Genomic DNA, 14217 nt, shown 5'->3' with positions numbered 1-14217 from the left:
CACGGAATCGGCCACACCCCCCACTTACACCTGTCGCGGTCGGGCATGCCCGCACGCGCTTCGTGCAGGACGGAAAGCAGCGCAACCATGAGCAACAACAGGGGCAGAGGGCTCCAGGCCAATGTCCTCGGTACGTTCGACACGGTGGTGATGGCGGTCGCGGGCAGCGCCCCCGCGTACTCGCTGGCCGCGACCACCGCGGTTCTCGTCGGAGCGGTCGGCCTGGCCAGCCCCGCGGCGCTCCTCTACTGCGCGATACCCATGCTGGGCATCGCGCTGGCGTTCAGCTACCTCAGCCGAATAGACACCAACGCGGGCGCCAGCTACTCCTGGGTCGGCCGCACGCTCCACCCGTTCCTCGGGTTCATCAGCGGCTGGGCCCTGGTGATCTCCGCGACCATCTTCATGGTCGCCGGTTCGCTGCCCGCCGGTTCGATGACGCTCTCCCTCTTCGACGAGGGGCTCGCCGACAACACGGCGCTGTCCACCGTCGTCGGCGCGGGCTGGTTCCTGCTCATGCTGTTCGTCGTGCTCGGCGGGGCCCGGCTCACCGTCCGCGCCCAGCTCATCATGTCCGGCGTCGAACTCGCCATCCTGGCCCTCTTCGCGATCGGCGCACTGCTGCACGCCGACAGCGCCCGGCCCTTCGACTGGTCGTGGCTCGGCTTCAGCCACTTCGACGGGATGAGCGGCTTCGCCTCCGGCGCCCTCATCGCCGCCTTCTACTACTGGGGCTGGGACGTCACGTCCAACCTCAGCGAGGAGACCAAGGACAGCCGCCGCACCACCGGCCTCGCGGGGCTGATCGGCGTGGGCATCGTCTTCCTCCTCTTCGAGGTCTTCACCATCGCGGTGAACGTCATCCTCACCTCGCAGCAGATCCAGGAGAACGACGCCAACGTCCTGGCGGTGCTCGGCGAGGAGATCTGGCCGGGCTGGGGCGGCAAGCTGCTGATCGTCGCCGTGATGCTGTCCACCATCGCCACCCTGGAGACCACACTCATCCAGGTCACCCGGTCGCTGTTCGCGATGGGACGCGACCGGACGATGCCCAGTGCCCTGGGGAAGGTGCATCCCCGGTGGAACACCCCGTGGGTCGCGATCGTCGTGGTCGGCGCCGTGGCACTCGGGATGTTCGTGGCCTCCAACGCCCTCGGCTCGGTCGGCGACATCCTCGCCGACGCCATCGCCGCGATCGGTCTGCAGATCGCCGTGTACTACGGACTGGCCGGTCTCGCGGTGGTCGTCGCCTACCGCAAGATGCTGCTGAAGTCCCCGTCCAACTTCTTCTTCGGCGGGCTGTGGCCGTTCCTCGGCGCCCTGTTCATGTTCTGGATCTTCGTCGAATCACTGGGCGACCTGAGCAGCGCGTCGATCACCATCGGTATCGGCGGCCTGGCCGTCGGCCTGATCCCCATGCTCTGGTACTGGCGGCAGGGCAGTGACTACTACCGGCCGGCGAAACTGGACGCCAGCCATGTCGTCGAGACGCACTACATTCCCGACGACCACGACGCCGCGGCGAGCGAGCGGTCCCGCGTCCACGAGGGTCTCCCCACCGACTTCTGAGAGGGGCCCCGATGGCGCGAGACCGTTTCACCCCCGACTTCGACCCCGACTGCGGCGACGCGCCCCTCACCTCGGCCAAGCAGGACATCGTCATCGGCCGCTGGCAGGGTTTGAGGCAGCTGCTGCGGACCACCGGGCCCGCGTGGACGGCGCGGGGCCACCGGATGAGGCTGCTCGCACAGGCCTGTGCGAGCACCTCGACGGCCGAGTCCTGGCTGGCCGCCGAGCCCCGCAGTGCCGACGCGCTGATGCTGCGGGCCGCGACGGAGACGGCCCGGGCCTTCAACCTGGCCATCGCCGCGGGCCGGGGCGTGCCCATCGACCAGAACCGTATCGACGGCGCGGTCATGGCCTGCCTCCAGGCGACCGACGCGTACCTCGACGACCCCACGCCGTGGATCTCCCTCATCGCCGTCGCGCGGCTCTACCCCGGCGGGGTGCGCCGGCAGGAACTGGGCCGCTGGTGGGACGAGTTGCACGCGCGTGACCCGTACAGCGTCGAGGGGCACCTCCAGGTGCTGCACTACTACTCGGCGCGCTGGCACGGTACGCACGGCATCATGTACGACTTCGCCCGGGACGCGGCGGGAGTGGCGCCGCCGGGGTGCGCGCTGCCCGTCCTGGTGCAGTTCGCCCGGGTGGAGGAGTACCGCTACATCCAGGAGGGGGCGAAGGGCCAGCAGGGCGCGGTCGTCGGCATCGGCCAGCACTGGAACCACGACGGAGCGGTCAACGACGTCCGGCGTACCTGGCAGCGCTGGATCACGGCACGTCCCGAAGGTCCCGTCGAACCCGGAGAGGTGCAGCACCTGAACCACCTGGCCCACGCCGCGGGGCACGCCGCGGTGCCGGACATCACCGCCTCACTGTTCCGGCTGCTCGGCCGTCGCTTCACCCGGACACCCTGGTCCTACACGGGTGACCCGGAGAAGCAGATCGTCAAATGGCACAACAACCCGAAGTACCGCGCGTGAAACGCCGGAGGGGCCGAGTGATCGGCCCCTCCGGCGTTCGAGCGGTGCGGGGGCACGGGCCCCGGGAACTACCGTGGTGGAAGGGAGTTCCACTCCGCGATCACGGGTCGGCCGTGCTCCAGGGAGAGACGGCTCACCGTGCCCGTCTCGAGCCGGAACAGCCGTCCGTCCCCGGCGGGCAGACCCAGCCGCCGGGCGGTCAGCACCCGCAGGAAATGACCGTGTGCGACAAGGAGGACGTCCCCGTCGTCCAGGGCCTTCTCCGCGCGGGCCAGCACGCGGTCGGCGCGCTCACCCACCTCGGCCGGCGATTCGCCGGGGTGCCCCTCGGCGCCGGGCGGCACACCGTCGGTGAACAGGTACCAGTCGGGGCGGGTGCGGTGGATGTCGACCGTGGTGACGCCTTCGTACGCCCCGTAGTCCCACTCGTGCAGATCGGGGTCGGACACCGCCCCGGTCACACCGGCCAGCTCGGCCGTCCGTATCGCACGGGCGAGCCGGCTGGTGAGTACGAGGGCGAACCGCCGCCCGGTGAAGAGCGGGACGAGGGACTTGGCCTGTTCCTCGCCGTGCTGGGTGAGGGGCAGGTCGGTCCAGCTGGTGTGCCGTCCCGACCTGCTCCACTCGGTCTCGCCGTGGCGGACGAGGAGGAGATCGCCCATGACTCCTACTTCGCGGACTCGACGGCGTGGCCGCCGAACTGGTTGCGCAGGGCCGCGACCATCTTCATCTGCGGTGAGTCGTCCTGGCGGGACGCGAACCGTGCGAAGAGCGAGGCGGTGATCGCGGGCAGCGGCACGGCGTTGTCGATGGCCGCCTCCACCGTCCAGCGGCCCTCGCCGGAGTCCTGCGCGTACCCGCGCAGCTTCTCCAGGTGTTCGTCCTCGTCCAGGGCGTTGACCGCGAGGTCGAGCAGCCAGGAACGGATGACGGTGCCCTCCTGCCAGGAGCGGAAGACCTCACGCACATCGGTGACGGAGTCGACGGCCTGCAGGAGCTCCCAGCCCTCGGCGTAGGCCTGCATCATCGCGTACTCGATGCCGTTGTGGACCATCTTGGAGAAGTGGCCGGCGCCCACCTTGCCCGCGTGGACGAACCCCGCCTCGCCCTCCGGCTTGAGGGCGTCGAAGACGGGCTGGACCCGGGCGATGTGTTCGGCGTCGCCGCCGACCATCAGGGCGTAGCCGTTCTCCAGGCCCCACACACCGCCCGAGACGCCCGCGTCCACGAAGCCGATGCCCTTCGCCGCCAGTTCCCCGGCGTGCTTCTCGTCGTCCGTCCAGCGGGAGTTCCCGCCGTCCACGACCACGTCACCGGGCTCCAGGAGCTCGGCCAGCTCATCGATGGTGGACTGGGTCGCGGCACCCGCCGGAACCATCACCCACACCACCCGCGGCCCTTCGAGTTTGCCCACCAGTTCGGTGAGGCTGCTGACGTCGGCGAGGTCCGGGTTGCGGTCGTATCCGATGACGGTGTGGCCTGCGCGGCGAATGCGCTCGCGCATGTTGCCGCCCATCTTGCCGAGGCCGATGAGACCGAGCTGCATCGCAGTCATGTCAGTTCACTTCTTCCGGAGAGTGCGGTACGTGGCCACGAGGGCGGTGGTGGACGGGTCGAGGCCGGGGACGTCGGCGCCTTCGGTGAGGGCGGGTTCGACGGCCTTGGCGAGGACCTTGCCGAGCTCGACGCCCCACTGGTCGAAGGAGTCGATGTTCCAGATCGCGCCCTGCACGAACACCTTGTGCTCGTAGAGGGCGATCAGCTGGCCGAGGACCGAGGGGGTCAACTCGGCGGCCAGGACGGTCGTGGTGGGGTGGTTGCCGCGGAACGTGCGGTGCGGCACCTGCTCCTCGGGAACCCCCTCCGCACGCACCTCGTCGGCGGTCCTGCCGAACGCGAGAGCCTGGCCCTGGGCGAAGAGGTTCGCCATCAACAGGTCGTGCTGGGCGGCGAGTTCGGGACCCAGGTCGTCGACCGGGTTGACGAAGCCGATCAGGTCGGCCGGGATCGTCCTGGTGCCCTGGTGGAGCAACTGGTAGTAGGCGTGCTGTCCGTTGGTGCCGGGCGTGCCCCACACGACCGGGCCGGTCTGCCATTCCACGGGACGGCCCTGGCGGTCCACGGACTTGCCGTTGGACTCCATGTCCAGTTGCTGGAGATACGCCGTGAACTTGGACAGGTAGTGCGAGTACGGCAGGACCGCGTGCGACTGGGCGTCGAAGAAGTCGCCGTACCAGACACCCAACAGGCCGAGCAGCAAAGGCGCGTTGGCCTCCGCGGGCGCGGACCTGAAGTGCTCGTCGACGATCCTGAAACCCTCGAGCATCTCCCGGAACCGGTCCGGGCCGATCGCGATCATCAGGGACAGGCCGATGGCGGAGTCGTACGAGTAGCGGCCGCCGACCCAGTCCCAGAACTCGAACATGTTGGCCGTGTCGATGCCGAAGTCCGCGACCTTCTCGACGTTCGTCGACAGCGCCACGAAGTGCTTGGCCACGGCGTGTGGGTCGCCGCCGAGTCCGGCGAGCAGCCAGGTCCGTGCCGAGGTCGCGTTGGTGATCGTCTCGATGGTGGTGAAGGTCTTCGAGGCGACGACGAACAGCGTCTCGGCCGGATCCAGGTCCCGCACGGCCTCGTGCAGGTCGGCCCCGTCGACGTTCGACACGAAGCGGACCGTCAGATCACGGTCGGTGAAGGCGCGCAGTGCCTCGTAGGCCATGGCCGGGCCCAGGTCGGAGCCGCCGATGCCGATGTTGACGACATTGCGGATGCGCCTGCCGGTGTGCCCGGTCCACTTGCCGGAGCGGACCTGTTCGGAGAAGTCGGCCATCCTGTCGAGAACGGAGTGCACCTTCGGCACGACGTTCTCTCCGTCGACCTCGACGACCGCGTCGCGCGGGGCGCGCAGCGCGGTGTGCAGGACGGCCCGCTGCTCGGTGACGTTGATCCGCTCACCGCGGAACATCGCGTCGCGCAGGCCGAACACGTCGGTGGCCGTGGCGAGTTCCTGGAGCAGCGCGAGCGTCTCGTCGGTGATCAGGTGCTTCGAGTAGTCGATGAGCAGATCGCCCACGCGCACGGTGTAGCGCCCGGCGCGCTCCGGGTCCGCGGCGAACAGCTCGCGCAGCCGCGGATGGAGGAGCGGGCCGGCACGGTGGTCCTCCAGCGCGGTCCACTCGGGTCGGCGGGTGAGCTTCGGTGTGTCAGGCACGGCTCTCCCTCTCGGATTCGTCGCCGCCGCGCAGGGCGACGGCGTACATCTCGTCCGCGTCGAGGCGGCGCAGTTCCTCGGCGATCAGCTCGGAGGTGCTGCGGACCTTCAGCGCGAGGGTGCGCGAGGGCTGGCCGGGCAGGGAGAGCGTCGCGAGCGGGCCCTCGGGCCGGTCGATGACGATCTCGCCGTTCGCGGTGCCGAGCCGGACGGCGGTGACCACGGGCCCGGCGGTGACGACCCGCTCGACCGAGACACCCAGGCGGGCCTCCAGCCAGCGGGCCAGCAGCTCGGCGCTCGGGTTCTCCGCCTCGCTCTCGACCGCGGCCGAGGTGATCTCCGTACGGGCCTGGTCGAGGGCGGCGGCCAGCATGGAGCGCCACGGGGTCAGCCGGGTCCAGGCCAGGTCCGTGTCGCCCGGCGCGTACGCGGCGGCGCGCGCCTCCAGGGCCTCCAGCGGGGTCTCCACGGCGTACATGTCGGTGATCCGGCGCTGGGCGAGCGCGCCGAGAGGGTCCTTGGCCGGGACCGCGGGCGCGTCCACGGGCCACCAGACGACGACCGGCGCGTCCGCCAGCAGCAGCGGCAGGACCACCGAGTCGGCGTGGTCGGACACCTCGCCGTACAGCCTCAGGATGACCGTCTCACCGGTACCGGCGTCGGCACCTACCCTCACCTCGGCGTCGAGGCGCGAGTTCGTGCGGTCGCGAGGGGTGCGGGCGTGCCGCTTGATGACGACCAGGGTGCGCGCGGGGTGCTCGTGCGAGGCCTCCTCGGCCGCCTTGATCGAGTCGTACGCGTTCTCCTCGTCCGTCACGATGACCATCGTCAGGACCATGCCCACGGCTGGCGTGCCGATGGCGCGGCGGCCTTCCACGAGGGCCTTGTTGATCTTGCTTGCCGTGGTGTCGGTCAGGTCGATCTTCATGGCCTGCGCCAGCTCCGTCCGTCTCGTGCGAGCATCTCGTCGGCTTCCTCGGGACCCCAGCTGCCCGAGGCGTACTGCGCGGGCCTGCCGTGCGTGTCCCAGTAGTCCTCGATCGGGTCGAGGATCTTCCAGGACTCTTCCACCTCCTGGTGACGGGGGAAGAGATTGGCGTCGCCGAGCAGCACATCCAGGATCAGGCGTTCGTACGCCTCCGGGCTGGACTCCGTGAACGACTCGCCGTACGCGAAGTCCATCGACACGTCCCGGATCTCCATCGACGTACCCGGCACCTTCGATCCGAAGCGCACCGTCATGCCCTCGTCGGGCTGGACGCGGATGACGATCGCGTTGGCGCCGAGTTCCTCGGTGGCGGTGGAGTCGAACGGGGAGTGCGGGGCCCGCTGGAAGACGACGGCGATCTCGGTGACGCGGCGGCCCAGGCGCTTTCCGGTGCGCAGGTAGAACGGGACGCCCGCCCAGCGGCGGTTGTCGACCTCCAGCTTGACCGCCGCGTACGTGTCGGTCGTCGACTCGGGGTCGATGCCGTCCTCTTCGAGGTAGCCGCACACCTTCGCGCCGCCCTGCCAGCCGGTCGCGTACTGGCCGCGCACGGTGTGCTCGCCCAGGTTCTCCGGCAGCTTCACGGACTTGAGGACCTTGAGCTTCTCGGTGAGCAGCGAGTCGGCGTCGAAGGCGATGGGCTCCTCCATCGCGGTCAGCGCCATCAGCTGGAGCAGGTGGTTCTGGATGACGTCACGGGCCGACCCGATGCCGTCGTAGTAGCCCGCGCGGCCGCCGATGCCGATGTCCTCGGCCATCGTGATCTGTACGTGGTCCACGTACGACCGGTGCCAGATGGGCTCGTACATCTGGTTGGCGAAGCGGAGCGCCAGGATGTTCTGGACGGTCTCCTTGCCGAGGTAGTGGTCGATGCGGAAGACCTGCTCGGGGTCGAAAACGTCGTGCAGGACCTTGTTCAGTTCCCGCGCGCTCCTGAGGTCGTGGCCGAACGGCTTCTCGATGACGGCCCGCCGCCAGGAACCCTCCGGCGCGTTCGCCAGCCCGTGCTTCTTGAGCTGCTGGACGACCTTCGGGAAGAACTTGGGCGGTACGGAGAGGTAGAAGGCGTAGTTGCCGCTGGTGCCCCGGGAGGCGTCCAACTCCTCGACCGCGGACCGCAGTTGCTTGAACGCCTGGTCGTCGTCGAAGTCGCCCGGGATGAACCGCATGCCCTCGGCGAGCTGCTGCCAGACCTCCTCACGGAACTCGGTCCGCGCGTGCTCGCGCACCGAGTCGTGCACGATCTGCGCGAAGTCCTCGTCCTCCCAGTCACGCCGGGCGAAGCCCACGAGGGAGAAGCCCGGCGGGAGCAGTCCGCGGTTGGCCAGGTCGTACACGGCCGGCATGAGCTTCTTGCGCGACAGGTCGCCCGTCACTCCGAAGATGACCAGGCCGGAGGGGCCGGCGATCTTGGGCAGACGCCGGTCGCGCGGGTCACGGAGGGGGTTGTCCCAGTCGGACGCGAGGTCCAGGACCTCGTGGAGGGACTCGGGCTTCAGGTCGGCCGCGGTCGCGTCCGCGGCGGCGTCGGACGCCTCCGCCGAGGACTCCTCGGGAAGCTTCTCGCTCATTCCCCGTCAACTCCCTTGCTGCTCAGCGTGGCCGCGACCGAGTCCAGCAGCTCGCCCCAGGCGGCCTCGAACTTCGCGACACCCTCGTCCTCCAGCTGCCGCACGACCTCGTCGTACAAGATGCCCTGCTTCTCGACGGCATTGAGGTCCGCGCGGGCCTGCGCGTAACCGCCGCGCACCGTGTCGCCGCGGATCTCGCCGTGGTCGGCGGTGGCGTGCAGTGTGGCCTCCGGCATCGTGTTGACCGTGCCGGGCGCGACGAGCTCGTCGACGTACAGCGTGTCCTTGTAGGCCGGGTCCTTGACGCCCGTCGAGGCCCACAACGGGCGCTGCTTGTTGGCGCGGGCCCCGCCGAGGGCGGTCCAGCGGTCACTCCCGTGTGCCGAACCGTCGGCGGAGCCGAACCGGCTCTCGTACGCCTCGTACGCGAGCCGCGCGTTGGCCAGCGCCGCCCTGCCCTTCAGACCGAGGGCCTCGTCCGTGCCGACCTTCGCCAGCCGCTTGTCGATCTCACTGTCGACGCGGGAGACGAAGAAGGAGGCGACGGAGTGGATGGTGGAGAGGTCGAGGCCCGCGGCCTGCGCCTTCTCCAGACCGGCCAGGTAGGCGTCCATGACCTCGCGATAGCGCTCCAGCGAGAAGATCAGCGTGACGTTGACGCTGATGCCGAGGCCGATGACCTCGGTGATCGCGGGCAGCCCTGCCCGGGTCGCCGGAATCTTGATCATCACGTTCGGGCGGTCGACCAGCCAGGAGAGCTGCTTGGCCTCGGCCACCGTCGCCCTCGTGTCGTCGGCCAGGCGCGGGTCGACCTCGATGGAGACCCGGCCGTCCCGGCCGCCCGTCGCGTCGTACACCGGGCTCAGGATGTCGGCGGCGGCGCGCACATCGGCCGTGGTCATCATCCGTACGGCCTCGTCGACCGTGACGCGGCGGGCGGCGAGGTCGGCGAGCTGCTCCTCGTACCCTTCGCTGGACCCGATCGCGGCCTGGAAGATGGAGGGGTTGGTGGTCACGCCGACGACGTGCCGGGTCGCGACGAGCTCGGCGAGGTTGCCGGACGTGATGCGCTCGCGGGACAGGTCGTCCAGCCAGATGGAGACGCCCTCGTGGGAGAGGGCCTTGAGAGTTTCCGCGGTTGCGGTTGCTTCGGTCACAGTGATCATCTTCCTTCGTGCGGTCGGATCAACCGCGGAGGGCCGCGAGGGATTCCCGCGCTGCCGTGGCCACGTTGTCGGCCGTGAAGCCGTACTCCGCGAACAGCGTCCCGGCATCCGCGGAGGCGCCGAAGTGCTCCAGTGAGACGACGCGTCCGTGGTCACCGACGTACCGGTACCAGGTGAGACCGATGCCGGCCTCGACCGCCACGCGGGCCTTCACGGATGCCGGCAGGACGCTCTCCCGGTACTCGGCGGACTGCTCCTCGAACCACTCCACGGACGGCATCGACACCACTCGGGTGCCCACTGACCCGGCTTCCAACTGCTCGCGCGCGGCGACGGCGAGCTGCACCTCGGAACCCGTGGCGATCAGGATCACGTCGGGCGTCCCGGTGGAGGCGTCGCGCAGGACGTATCCGCCCTTCGCCGCGTTCTCGTTCGCCTCGTACGTCGGTACGCCCTGACGGGTGAGGGCCAGGCCGTGCGGGGCCGGGTTCGTCGCGTGCCGCCGGGTGATCTCCGCCCAGACGGTCGCGGTCTCGTTGGCGTCCGCCGGGCGCACGATGTTCAGGCCGGGGATGGCGCGCAGGGAGGCGAGGTGTTCGACCGGCTGGTGCGTCGGGCCGTCCTCGCCGAGTCCGACCGAGTCGTGCGTCCACACGTACGTCACCGGGAGCTGCATGAGGGCCGACAGGCGTACGGCGTTGCGCATGTAGTCGGAGAACACCAGGAAGGTGCCGCCGTAGATGCGGGTGTTGCCGTGCAGCGCGATGCCGTTCATCTCCGCGGCCATGGAGTGCTCGCGGATGCCGAAGTGGATCGTGCGGCCGTACGGGTCCGCCTCCGGCAGCGGGTTGCCCTTCGGGAGGAACGAACTCGTCTTGTCGATGGTCGTGTTGTTCGAGCCCGCGAGGTCGGCCGAACCGCCCCACAGCTCGGGGATGACCGCGCCGAGAGCCTGGAGGACCTTGCCGGACGCCGCGCGGGTCGCCACCGACGTGCCGGCCTCGAACGTCGGCAGCGCGGCCTCCCAGCCCTCGGGCAGCTGCCCGGCCACGATCCGGTCGAAGAGCTTCGAGCGGTCGGGCCGAGCGGTGCGCCACTCGGCGAGGCGCTTGTTCCAGTCGGCGTGCGCCTCGGCGCCGCGGTCGAGGGCGCGCCGGGCGTGGCGCAGGACCTCGTCGGGGACCTCGAAGGTCTGCTCGGGGTCGAAGCCCAGCAGGCGCTTGGTGGCCGCGATCTCGTCCGCGCCGAGCGCCGAGCCGTGCGAGGCCTCGGTGTTCTGCGCGTTCGGGGCGGGCCAGGCGATGATCGTGCGCATCGCGACGATCGAGGGGCGGCCGGTCTCGGCCCTGGCGGCGGTGAGGGCGTGGTGCAGTGCGTGCACGTCGATGTCGCCGCCCAGCGCGGGCTCGATCCGCTGCACGTGCCAGCCGTACGCCTCGTACCGCTTCAGCACGTCCTCGGAGAACGCCGTGGCGGTGTCGCCCTCGATCGAGATGTGGTTGTCGTCGTAGAGGAAGACGAGGTTGCCGAGCTTCTGGTGGCCCGCGAGGGAGGACGCCTCGGCGGAGATGCCCTCCTCCAGGTCGCCGTCGGAGACGATCGCCCAGACCGTGTGGTCGAAGGGCGACTCGCCCTCGGGCGCGTCCGGGTCGAACAGGCCACGCTCGTAGCGGGCGGCCATGGCCATGCCCACCGCGTTGGCGGCACCCTGGCCCAGCGGGCCCGTGGTGGTCTCGACCCCGGCCGTGTGGCCGTACTCGGGGTGTCCCGGCGTCTTCGAACCGTGGGTGCGGAACGCCTTCAGGTCGTCCAGTTCCAGCTCGTAGCCGGAGAGGAAGAGCTGGGTGTAGAGGGTCAGGGAAGTGTGGCCGGGGGAGAGGACGAAGCGGTCACGGCCGGTCCACTCGGGGTCCGCCGGGTCGTGACGCATCACCTTCTGAAAGAGGGTGTACGCGGCCGGGGCCAGCGCCATCGCGGTGCCGGGGTGGCCGTTGCCGACCTTCTGCACGGCGTCCGCCGCCAGCAGACGGGCCGTGTCGACGGCTCGCCGGTCCAGCTCGGTCCACTCGAAGCTGTCAGGTGCCTGCGCGCTCATCTTCAAGAAATCCTTACTGGTGGCCCGGTAACTGCTCTCGTGCGTTCAACCTTAAAAGTCTGACTTTTACCGGGGAAGGTCCTCCTGTGCCAGCCTGTGGTGAAAGTGGGACAACGACTGCGGGACCGAGTCGACACGAGAAGGACATGACGGACACAAGCACCCCGTACGACGACGGCCGGGCCGTCATCAGAACCTTTCCCTTCCCCGTCGACCTGAGCGTTCTCGGCGTGGGTATGCAGGTGGGCCCGATGGAGCCGGGCGGCGGCTGGCATCCGGGCGAGCGGATCGAGAGCGTCCACCGCATCGACTTCCACGTGGTCCTGCTCTTCCGGGGCGGTGCTCCCGTCAGGCACATGGTCGACTTCGACGAGTACGAGGCCAGGGACGGCGAGGTCCTGTGGATCCGGCCCGGTCAGGTGCACCGCTTCTTCTCGGCGGCCGACTACCGGGGCACGGCCCTGATCATGCAGCCGGGCTTCCTGCCCCGCGCCACCGTCGAAGCGACCGGCCTCTACCGCCACGACCTGCCCCCGCTGCTGCGTCCCGACCCGGCACAGCTCGCCGCGCTGGAGAACTCCCTGGCCCAGCTGGAGCGCGAGTACGTCGACACGGGCACCCTGCCGCTCAGCCTGCACACCGCGGTACTGCGGCACACCCTGACCGCGTTCCTGCTGCGTCTGGCCCATCTCGCGGCCGGTGCCGCCGGCACCGCGCACGGGCAGACAGACAGCACCTTCACCCGATTCCGCGAGGCCGTGGAGAAGGGCTTCGCCACCAACCACAGCGTCAGTGCCTACGCCGACGCCCTCGGATACTCCCGGCGCACCCTCGTCCGTGCGGTCCGCGCCGCGACGGGCGAGACCCCCAAGGGGTTCATCGACAAACGGGTCGTCCTGGAGGCGAAGCGGCTGCTGGCCCACACGGACCTGCCGATCGGCCGGATCGGTGTCGTCGTCGGCTTTCCCGACGCGGCGAACTTCTCCAAGTTCTTCACCCAGCACACGGGGACGACGCCGGTGGCGTTCCGGGCGGAGCTGCGCTGAGACGCCCGTGGAGGGGCGGGCCCGACGGCCCGCCCCTCCACGTCTGAACTCCTTGCTTCGAGCTCCTTCTCAGCGACCGAAGCTGAACCAGTTCACGTTCACGAAGTCCGCGGGCTGGCCGCTCGTGAAGGTCAGATACACGTCGTGCGTGCCGGTGACGTTGCTGATGTTCGTCGGGACGGTCCGCCAGCTCTGCCAGCCGCCGGTGTTGGCGAGCGCGAAGGTGCCGATCGGGGCGCTCGTACGGCTGTCGAGGCGGACTTCGACCAGGCCACTGGCGCCGCCCGCCACACCGCTCGCGACCCGGGCGCTGAACTGCCTGGCCGCCGTGGAGCCGAAGTTGACGCCCTTGTAGAGGGCCCAGTCGCCGTTGGCGAGGGAGCCGATGTTCTGGCCGCCGCCCGAGTCGGTGGTGGACTCGGTGCTCGTACCGCTCTGGCCGTCGTGCGACTCCGCCTGGATGGCGCTGTACGCGTCACGGTTGCCGGTCGGGGGAGGTGTGGTGCCGCCGCCGGACTGCAGCACCTGGACGTAGTCGACCACCAGCGGGTGCCCGGGGACCGTGGCCCCGTCCGGGCCGCCGCCGAAGGCGTCCACGAAACCGCCGCCCATCGCCACGTTCAGGATGATGAAGAAGCCGTGGTTCGTGGCGTTCGACCAGGTCGTCGCGTCGACCTGGTTCGCGCGGACGGTGTGGTAGTTGACGCCGTCGACGTAGAAGCGGATCTCCTCCGGACTCGTCGACCGGTCCCACTCCATGCCGTACGTGTGGAAGCCGGCCTGGCAGGTCGCGCCCGGGCAGGTGGTGGAGCCGCCGAGGCCGGTCGTCTCGTTGCACGGGCCACCCGGGTTCGTGCCGCAGTGCATCGTCGCCCACACGGTGTTCAGGCCCTGGACGTTCTCCAGGATGTCCAGCTCACCGACGCTCGGCCAGTTGTGGTAGTTGCCGCGGTAGGGCGCGCCCAGCATCCAGAACGCCGGCCAGTAACCGCGCGCGGCCGCGCCCGTCACGTTCGGCATCTGGATGCGGGACTGGACGCGCAGCTTGCCCCCGGCGGGCGGCTGGAAGTCGGTGCGGTTGGTCTCGATGCGGCCCGAGGTCCAGTTGCCCGCCGCGTCGCGCCGGGGAGTGATGCGGAGGTTGCCGCTGCCGTCCAGGGCCACGTTGTTCGTGCTGGACGTCATGTTCTCGATCTCGCCCGTGCCCCAGTTGGAGGGGCCGCCCGGGTAGCCGTGACCGGTCGCGTACTGCCAGTTCGAGGTGTTGACGCCGGTGCCCGAGGGGCCGTTGAAGTCGTCGACGAAGACCTGCGTCCAGCCGCTGGGCGGCGCGGGCGCGTCCGCCTGCGCCGAGGCCCCGGCCGCCGCGAGGCTCAGGACGCTGACCAGTGCGATGAGCGTGCGTCGGAGTGGACCACGTCTGACAGGTGTGCCTGAAGTTTCCCTCATGGGTGCCTCTTCGGGTACGGAGTGGGGGTGCGGGGATGGTTGAGAGCGCTCTCAACGCAGCTGCGCGGGCCAATGTGCTCTTCGGCGCCCGGGTCGTCAAGAGGTAAAACAGAGAAAGCCGTGCAGAGGGCGGGGAGTTCACGCAGTG

11 protein-coding genes are annotated in these 14217 nt (G+C 69.8%); 3 read left to right on the top strand and 8 right to left on the bottom strand.

What is annotated here, in order from left to right; all coding sequences use genetic code 11:
• Nucleotides 1–87 precede the first annotated feature (87 nt).
• Together O1Q96_RS32170 and O1Q96_RS32165 are read left to right on the top strand one after the other, a co-directional pair.
• Nucleotides 88–1569 carry an APC family permease gene (locus O1Q96_RS32170; RefSeq protein WP_269251496.1) on the top strand — a complete coding sequence of 494 codons (1482 nt, stop codon included), beginning with the start codon at nt 88–90 and terminating at the stop codon, nt 1567–1569.
• 11 nt (nt 1570–1580) lie between these two features.
• Nucleotides 1581–2543 carry a hypothetical protein gene (locus O1Q96_RS32165; protein WP_269251495.1) on the top strand — a complete coding sequence of 321 codons (963 nt, stop codon included), beginning with the start codon at nt 1581–1583 and terminating at the stop codon, nt 2541–2543.
• Between the two features lie 68 nt (nt 2544–2611).
• On the opposite strand, the gene O1Q96_RS32160 is transcribed toward O1Q96_RS32165, so the two are convergent.
• Genes O1Q96_RS32160 through tkt form a run of 7 tightly spaced genes read right to left on the bottom strand, consistent with a single transcriptional unit; the run spans nt 2612 to nt 11574 of the window.
• A complete protein-coding gene (locus tag O1Q96_RS32160; RefSeq protein WP_269251494.1) occupies nt 2612–3205 on the bottom strand; it encodes a histidine phosphatase family protein in 594 nt (197 codons plus the stop codon).
• 5 nt (nt 3206–3210) lie between these two features.
• Entirely contained in the window at nt 3211–4089 is an 879-nt protein-coding gene (gnd, locus tag O1Q96_RS32155) for a phosphogluconate dehydrogenase (NAD(+)-dependent, decarboxylating) (protein WP_269253811.1), read from the bottom strand.
• Between the two features lie 15 nt (nt 4090–4104).
• Complete coding sequence (gene pgi, locus O1Q96_RS32150; protein WP_269251493.1) at nt 4105–5754, bottom strand: glucose-6-phosphate isomerase; 1650 nt, start codon at nt 5752–5754, stop codon at nt 4105–4107.
• Nucleotides 5747–6682: a glucose-6-phosphate dehydrogenase assembly protein OpcA gene (gene opcA, locus O1Q96_RS32145; RefSeq protein ID WP_269251492.1), complete on the bottom strand. Its 936-nt coding sequence runs from the start codon at nt 6680–6682 to the stop codon at nt 5747–5749. The genes pgi and opcA overlap by 8 nt, the downstream gene beginning before the upstream one ends.
• Nucleotides 6679–8313 (bottom strand): glucose-6-phosphate dehydrogenase, encoded by a 1635-nt coding sequence (gene zwf, locus O1Q96_RS32140; RefSeq protein ID WP_419586982.1) that lies wholly within the window; start codon nt 8311–8313, stop codon nt 6679–6681. Before zwf ends, opcA begins: the two co-directional genes overlap by 4 nt.
• A complete protein-coding gene (tal, locus tag O1Q96_RS32135) occupies nt 8310–9479 on the bottom strand; it encodes a transaldolase (RefSeq protein WP_269251491.1) in 1170 nt (389 codons plus the stop codon). Before tal ends, zwf begins: the two co-directional genes overlap by 4 nt.
• A gap of 19 nt (nt 9480–9498) precedes the next feature.
• Nucleotides 9499–11574: a transketolase gene (gene tkt, locus O1Q96_RS32130; RefSeq protein WP_269251490.1), complete on the bottom strand. Its 2076-nt coding sequence runs from the start codon at nt 11572–11574 to the stop codon at nt 9499–9501.
• Between the two features lie 146 nt (nt 11575–11720).
• Between tkt and O1Q96_RS32125 the strand changes: the two genes are divergently transcribed.
• A complete protein-coding gene (locus O1Q96_RS32125) occupies nt 11721–12620 on the top strand; it encodes a helix-turn-helix domain-containing protein (RefSeq protein ID WP_269251489.1) in 900 nt (299 codons plus the stop codon).
• Nucleotides 12621–12689: 69 nt separating this feature from the next.
• On the opposite strand, the gene O1Q96_RS32120 is transcribed toward O1Q96_RS32125, so the two are convergent.
• Nucleotides 12690–14069, bottom strand: a complete 1380-nt coding sequence (locus O1Q96_RS32120; RefSeq protein WP_269251488.1) for a glycoside hydrolase family 16 protein — start codon at nt 14067–14069, stop codon at nt 12690–12692.
• Between the last annotated feature and the right edge of the window lie 148 nt (nt 14070–14217).

The sequence above is a fragment of the Streptomyces aurantiacus genome (assembly GCF_027107535.1).
Taxonomy (GTDB): Bacteria; Actinomycetota; Actinomycetes; order Streptomycetales; family Streptomycetaceae; genus Streptomyces.
Note: the sequence above shows the minus strand (reverse complement) of the source record. Positions and strands in the feature narration are given on the sequence as shown.